The organism is Kitasatospora sp. NPDC003701 (assembly GCF_053587085.1).
This window is the reverse complement of sequence record NZ_JBSFNM010000132.1, coordinates 1-6,887: the sequence shown is the minus strand read 5'-3', so window position 1 is coordinate 6,887 and position 6,887 is coordinate 1. Positions and strand designations below refer to the sequence as shown.

Here is a 6,887-nt window from a genome sequence, read left to right as displayed (position 1 = left end):
TTCGTGGCCGGTCATTCGATCGGTGAGGTGGCGGCCGCGCATGTGGCGGGGGTGTTCTCGCTGGCGGATGCCTGCGCGCTGGTGGCGGCGCGGGGCCGGCTGATGCAGGCGCTGCCCGAGGGCGGCGCGATGCTCGCCGTGCAGGCCACGGAAGGCGAAGTCCTCTCGCTCCTGGGCGAGTTCGTCTCGATCGCGGCGGTCAATGGTCCCGCGTCCGTCGTGGTTTCCGGCGCCGCGGAGGCGGTCGAGGCGATACAGGCCCACTTCGAGCAGCTGGGCCGCAAAACGACCCGGTTGCGGGTCTCGCACGCCTTCCACTCGCCGCTGATGGACCCGATGTTGGGCGAGTTCCGGGCCGTGGTCGGGGGCCTGTCCTTCGCCGAGCCGACGATCCCGGTGGTGTCGAACCTGAGCGGCGGACTCGCCACGGCCGAGCAGCTCTGCGCGCCGGAGTACTGGGTGCGCCACGTCCGCGAGGCCGTCCGCTTCGCCGACGGCATGCGGACCCTGGAGGCCCAGGGCGTCACCCGCTTCGTGGAGTTGGGCCCCGACGGGGTGCTCTCCGCGCTGGCCCGCGAGTCGGTCGGTGATGACGCTGTCCTGATCCCCGTGCTGCGCAAGGACCGCAGCGAGGAGGCGACCGCGCTGCGGGCGCTGGCCGAGCTGCACGTTCGCGGCGTGAAGGTCGACTGGCGGGCGCTGCTGGCCGGCACCGGCGCCCGGAGCGTCGAGCTGCCGACCTACGTCTTCCAGCACCAGCACTTCTGGCCTTCGGGTTCGATGCTCCGCCCGGGCGATCTGCGGTTCGCCGGGCTGGAATCGCCCGAGCACCCGTTGCTGGGCGCGGCCGTGGAGCTGGTCCACACGGACGGGTACGTGTTCACCGGCCGTCTGTCGGTGCAGTCGCAGCCGTGGCTTGCGGACCATGTGGTCCTCGGCTCGGTCCTGGTTCCGGGCACCGCGCTGCTGGAACTCGCGATGCGGGCGGGCGACGAGGTCGGGTGCGACCTGGTCGAGGAGCTGACGCTGGCCGCCCCGCTGGTGCTGTCCGACCGGGGTGAGGCGCGGGTTCAGGTGTGGGTGGGCGAGCCGGACGAGTCCGGCCGGCGCGCGCTGAGCGTGCACTCCCGCCCCGCCGGCGCTGACGAGGCGGTGTGGACGCTGCACGCCAGTGGTGTGCTGGCCCCGGGCGCGATGCCGATGGTGTTCGATGCGGCGGTGTGGCCGCCGGTGGGCGCCGAGCCGTTGGACGTCACGGGTGTCTACGAGCGGATGTCCGAGGGCGGCCTCGCATACGGGCCGGCGTTCCAGGGGCTGCGAGCCGCATGGCGACGGGGCGAGGAGGTCTTCGCCGAAGTGGCGCTCGCCGACGGTGTGGACGCCGGGGCGTTCGGTCTGCATCCGGCTCTGCTGGACGCGTGCCTGCATGCCTCGGTGTTCGTCGGTGAGGACGGGCGGGGCGGCGAGGGCGTGCCGTTCGCGTGGTCGGGTGCGTCACTGCACGCCTCGGGCGCTTCGGCGGTGCGGGTGCGGGTGTCGCGCGCGGAGAGCGGCGGGATGTCGCTGGCGATTGCGGACGCCTCGGGTGCACCGGTCGCCTCGGTGGCGTCACTGGTGGTCCGGCCGATCAGCGCCGAGCAGGTGAGCGGGGCGGGGGCGGTCGCGCGGGAGGCGTTGTTCCGGGTGGAGTGGGTGCCCGTCGCGACGGGCGAGCCGGAGCCATTCGTGACGATCAATCAGGATGTTGACCTGGCTTCGTTGGTGGATGTTCCGGGAGTCGTGCTCGTCGAGTTGCCTGCCGGGCCGTCCTCGGGTGTGCCGGAGTCCGTGCATGTGGTGACTGCGCGGGTGCTGGGTCTGGTGCAGTCGTGGTTGGTGGAGGAGCGGTTTTCGGCGTCGCGGTTGGTGTTCGTGACGCGTGGTGCGGTGTCGGGTGTGGATCTGGTGGGCGCCGCGGTGTGGGGTCTGGTGCGGTCGGCGCTGTCGGAGAATCCGGGCCGGTTCGGGTTGGTGGATCTGGAGGGCGAGGGTGAACTGCCGCCGGGTGCCGTGCTGTCGGACGAGCCGCAGGTGCTGGTGCGCGACGGTGAGGTGTTGGCGGCGCGGCTGGTTCGGGTGCCGGCCGTTGAGTCGGGGATCGTCCCGCCGTGGGCCGGTGCCGGGAGGGTGTTGGTCACGGGGGGCACGGGTGGTCTGGGCCGGGTGGTGGCTCGTCATCTGGTGGTTGAGCACGGTGTGCGGAGTCTGCTGTTGGTGAGCCGTCGTGGTGCGGGGGCGGAGGGTGCGGCGGAGCTGGTGGCCGAGCTGGCGGCTCTCGGGGCCGAGGCGGTCGTTGAGGCTTGTGATGTCGCGGATCGTGCGGCGGTGGCCGGGTTGGTCGCTCGTCATCCGGTCGGTGCGGTGGTGCACACGGCAGGTGTGTTGGACGACGGGGTGGTCGGTTCGCTGACGCCGGAGCGGTTGTCGGCGGTGCTGCGTCCGAAGGTGGATGCGGCGTGGCATCTGCACGAGGCGACCAAGGACCTGGACCTGTCGGCGTTCGTGGTCTTCTCCTCCGTGTCCGGCACCTTCGGCGGCCCCGGCCAGGCCAACTATGCGGCGGGCAACGCGTTCCTGGACGCGTTGGTGCGGCAGCGTCGGGATGCCGGTCTGCCGGGTGTGTCGCTGGCGTGGGGGCCGTGGACCCAGGACGGCGGAATGACCGGCGCCCTCAGCGGCTCCGACATCGCGCGCATCGCTCGACTGGGCATGCCGTCCCTCACGCCCGAGGACGGGCTGACGCTCTTCGACGCCGCGCTCGCCGGCGGCGAGCCGGTGACGCTGCCGGTCCGGCTGGACCTGGCGGCGCTGCGCGCGCACGGCGAGGTGCCTGCGCTCCTGCGGGGGCTGATTCGTACGCGGGTCCGCCGGTCGGCCGTGGCCGGTTCGACCGCGTCCGCCGAGCTGGTCCGGCGGCTGTCCGGCCTGGGGACGGTCGAGCGTCGTGAGGTGGTGCTGGACGTGGTGCGTGCGCAGATCGCGTTGGTGCTGGGACATGTCGGTGCGGCCGAGGTGGAGGCGACGAAGGCGTTCCAGGATCTCGGGTTCGATTCGCTGACGGCGGTGGAGCTGCGGAACCGGATCGGTGCGGTGACGGGTCTGCGGTTGCCGGCGACGGTGGTGTTCGACTACCCGTCGGCGGAGGCGCTGGTGCGGTTCCTGCTGGACGAGCTGTTCGATGGCGAGGCGGAGGTGTCGCGGGTGGCGGCCGGGTTGCCGCCGGTGGCGGATGACCCCGTGGTGATCGTGGGGATGGCGTGCCGGTACCCGGGTGGGGTGCGGTCGCCGGAGGGTCTGTGGCGGTTGGTGTCGGAGGGTGTGGACGCGATCTCCGACTTCCCGACGGATCGTGGCTGGGAGGTGGAGTCGCTGTTCGATCCGGACCCGGATCACCTCGGCACGTCGTACACGCGTTCGGGTGGTTTCCTGTACGAGGCCGGGGAGTTCGACGCTGAGTTCTTCGGGATGAGTCCGCGTGAGGCGTTGGCGACGGATGCGCAGCAGCGGTTGTTGCTGGAGACGTCGTGGGAGGCGTTCGAGCACGCGGGTCTCGACCCGGTGTCGTTGCGCGGCAGCCGGACGGGTGTCTTCGCGGGCGTGATGTACAGCGACTACGCCGGTCTGCTGGGCGGGCGCGATTTCGAGGGACTCCAGGGCAGCGGCAGCGCACCGAGTATCGCCTCGGGCCGGGTGTCCTACACGCTGGGGCTGGAAGGTCCTGCGGTCACCGTGGACACGGCGTGCTCCTCGTCGTTGGTGGCGATGCACCTCGCGGCGCAGGCACTCCGGTCCGGTGAGTGCTCGCTGGCGGTGGCCGGCGGGGTGACGGTGATGTCCACGCCGAGCACCTTTGTGGAGTTCTCGCGTCAGGGCGGTCTGTCGGCCGACGGTCGGTGCCGTTCGTTCTCGGACGCGGCGGACGGTGTGGGCTGGGGCGAGGGCGTGGGCGTGCTGGTGCTGGAGCGCCGGTCGGACGCCCGGCGCAACGGGCACCGCGTGTTGGCGGTGCTGCGTGGCAGTGCGGTGAACCAGGACGGTGCGTCGAACGGTCTGACAGCACCGAACGGGCCTTCGCAGCAGCGGGTGATCCGCCAGGCGCTGGCCAGCGGTGGGCTGTCGGCCGCCGATGTGGACGCGGTCGAGGGCCACGGGACGGGTACCACCCTGGGTGACCCGATCGAGGCACAGGCCATCCTCGCCACCTACGGACAGGACCGGCCCGAGGGCCGACCCGTCCGGCTGGGGTCCCTCAAGTCGAACATCGGTCACACGCAGGCGGCGGCGGGTGTGGCCGGTGTGATCAAGATGGTGATGGCGATGCGCCACGGTGTGCTGCCGAAGACGCTCCACGTGGATGCTCCCTCGTCGCACGTGGATTGGAGCGAGGGCGCCGTCGAGCTGCTGACGGAGCCGGTGGCGTGGCCGGAGGGCACGGGTCCGCGCCGGGCGGGGGTGTCCTCGTTCGGGATCAGCGGCACCAACGCGCATGTCGTGCTGGAGCAGGGCGAGCCGGCGGACCTCCCGACCGTCGAACAGCCCGTGGTGACGCCCGGCGTGGTGCCGTGGGTGCTGTCCGGCCGGACCGCGAGCGCTCTGCGGGATCAGGCGGCGAGCCTGCTGTCCCACGTCCATGACCAGGCCGAGCTGTCCCCGCTGGATGTCGCGTGGTCGTTGGCGACCGAGCGGTCGGGGTTCAACCACCGGGCGGTGGTGCTGACTTCGGACCGCACGGCGGCGCTGGCCGCGCTGGCGGCGGGGGAGTCTGCGGCCGGTGTGGTCGAGGGCTCGGTGCGTGCGGGCAAGCGTGCGTTCCTGTTCTCCGGCCAGGGGTCGCAACGGCTCGGCATGGGACGGGAGTTGTCTGCCAGGTTCCCGGTGTTCGCGGAGGCCTTCGACGCGGTCTGTGCGGAGTTGGTCGGGGTGCGGGAGGTGGTGTGGGGCGAGGACGCCGAGCTGCTGAACCGGACCGTCCACTCCCAGGCCGGGCTCTTCGCGGTCGAGGTGGCGTTGTTCCGGTTGCTCGAATCGTGGGGTGTGCGGCCGGACTTCGTGGCCGGTCACTCGATCGGTGAGGTCGCTGCCGCCCACGTCGCGGGGGTGTTCACCCTGGCGGATGCCTGCGCTCTGGTGGCGGCGCGCGGCCGGCTGATGCAGGCGCTGCCCGAGGGCGGCGCGATGCTCGCCGTGCAGGCCACGGAAGGCGAAGTCCTCCCGCTCCTGGGCGAGTTCGTTTCGATCGCGGCGGTCAACGGCCCCACGTCCGTCGTGGTCTCCGGCGCGCAGGAAGCGGTCGAGACGATCCGGGCCCACTTCGAGCAGCAGGGCCGCAAGGCGACCCGGCTACGGGTGAGCCACGCGTTCCACTCGCCGTTGATGGACCCGATGCTGGGCGGCTTCCGGGCGGTGGTGGAGGGCCTGTCCTTCGCCGCTCCGACGATCCCGCTGATCTCGAACCTGACCGGTGAACTCGCCACGAGTGAGCAGCTCTGCGCGCCGGAGTACTGGGTGCGCCACGTCCGCGAGGCGGTCCGCTTCGCCGACGGTGTACGCACCCTGGAGGCCCAGGGTGTCACCCGCTTCGTGGAGTTGGGCCCCGACGGGGTGCTCTCCGCGCTGGCCCGCGAGTCCGTCAGCGACGACGCCCTCATCGTCCCGGTTCTGCGCAAGGACCGCGGCGAGGAGACGACCGTGCTGCAGGCGCTGGCCGCGCTGCACGTCCACGGCGTGACCGTCGACTGGCGGGCGCTGCTGGCCGGCACCGGCGCCCGGAGCGTCGAGCTGCCCACCTACGCCTTCCAGCACCAGCGCTTCTGGCCGGTCGGTCCCGTCCTGCGCACGGGTGACGTGCGGTTCGCCGGCCTGCAGTCGCCCGAGCATCCGATGCTCGGCGCGGCCGCTGTTCTGGCGACCGACGACGGCATCCTGCTCACCGGCCGTCTGTCGGTGCAGACGCACCCGTGGCTGGCCGACCACGCGGTGCAGGGCACGGTGCTCCTGCCCGGGACCGGCCTGGTCGAGCTGGCTCTGCGGGCCGGTGACGAGGTCGGCTGCGAGTCGCTGGAGGAGCTCACCCTGGCCGCGCCGCTGGTGCTTCCCGCGCAGGGCGGCGTACGGCTCCAGGTGCGCGTCGGGGTGCCGGACGAGTCCGGCCGGCGCGCGCTGAGCGTGCACTCCCAGCCGGACGACCAGGACCAGGGACAGGCGGCCTGGGTCGAGCACGCCCGTGGTGTTCTCGCCGAGGGCACGGCCGGGCCGCTGCCGTTCGACGCTTCGGTCTGGCCGCCGCACGGCGCCGAGGTGCTGCCGGTTGCCGGCGCGTACGAGGGGTTCGCCGAGCAGGGGTACCGGTACGGGCCCGCGTTCCGGGGCCTCCGGGCCGTCTGGCGTCGTGGCGACGACCTGTTCGCCGAGGTCGCGCTGCCCGAGGGGGTGGACGGCGCGGCGTTCGGTCTGCATCCCGCTCTGCTGGACGCGGCGATGCATGCCGCGATCCTGGACAGCGGCACCGGGGGGACGGTGATCCCGTTCGCCTGGAACGAGGTGTCTCTCCATGCGGTGGGTGCGTCGGTGCTGCGGGTACGGCTGACGCGTCTCGATGACGGTGGCCTGTCCCTGGCGGTCGCCGACCCGGCCGGCCGCCCGGTCCTGTCGGTCCGGTCCGTGACCGGTCGCCCGGTCACGGCCGAGCAGTTGGGTGGGGGCGAGAGCCTCTTCGGGGTCGAGTGGTCGGTGGTGCCTGCCGGTGTGCCCGCGGGTGTGGTGGCCGGGGTGTCGTGGTCGGTGTGGGAGGGGTTGTCGGAGTCGGGTGCGGTGCCGGCTGTGGTGGTGCTGGACTGTGGGGCTGTGGA

1 protein-coding gene is annotated in these 6,887 nt (G+C 72.4%); it reads left to right on the top strand.

The window, feature by feature from the left end:
* On the top strand, positions 1-6,887 hold a 6,887-nt coding region (locus ACWDRR_RS43905), incomplete at both ends, for an SDR family NAD(P)-dependent oxidoreductase (protein WP_449777958.1).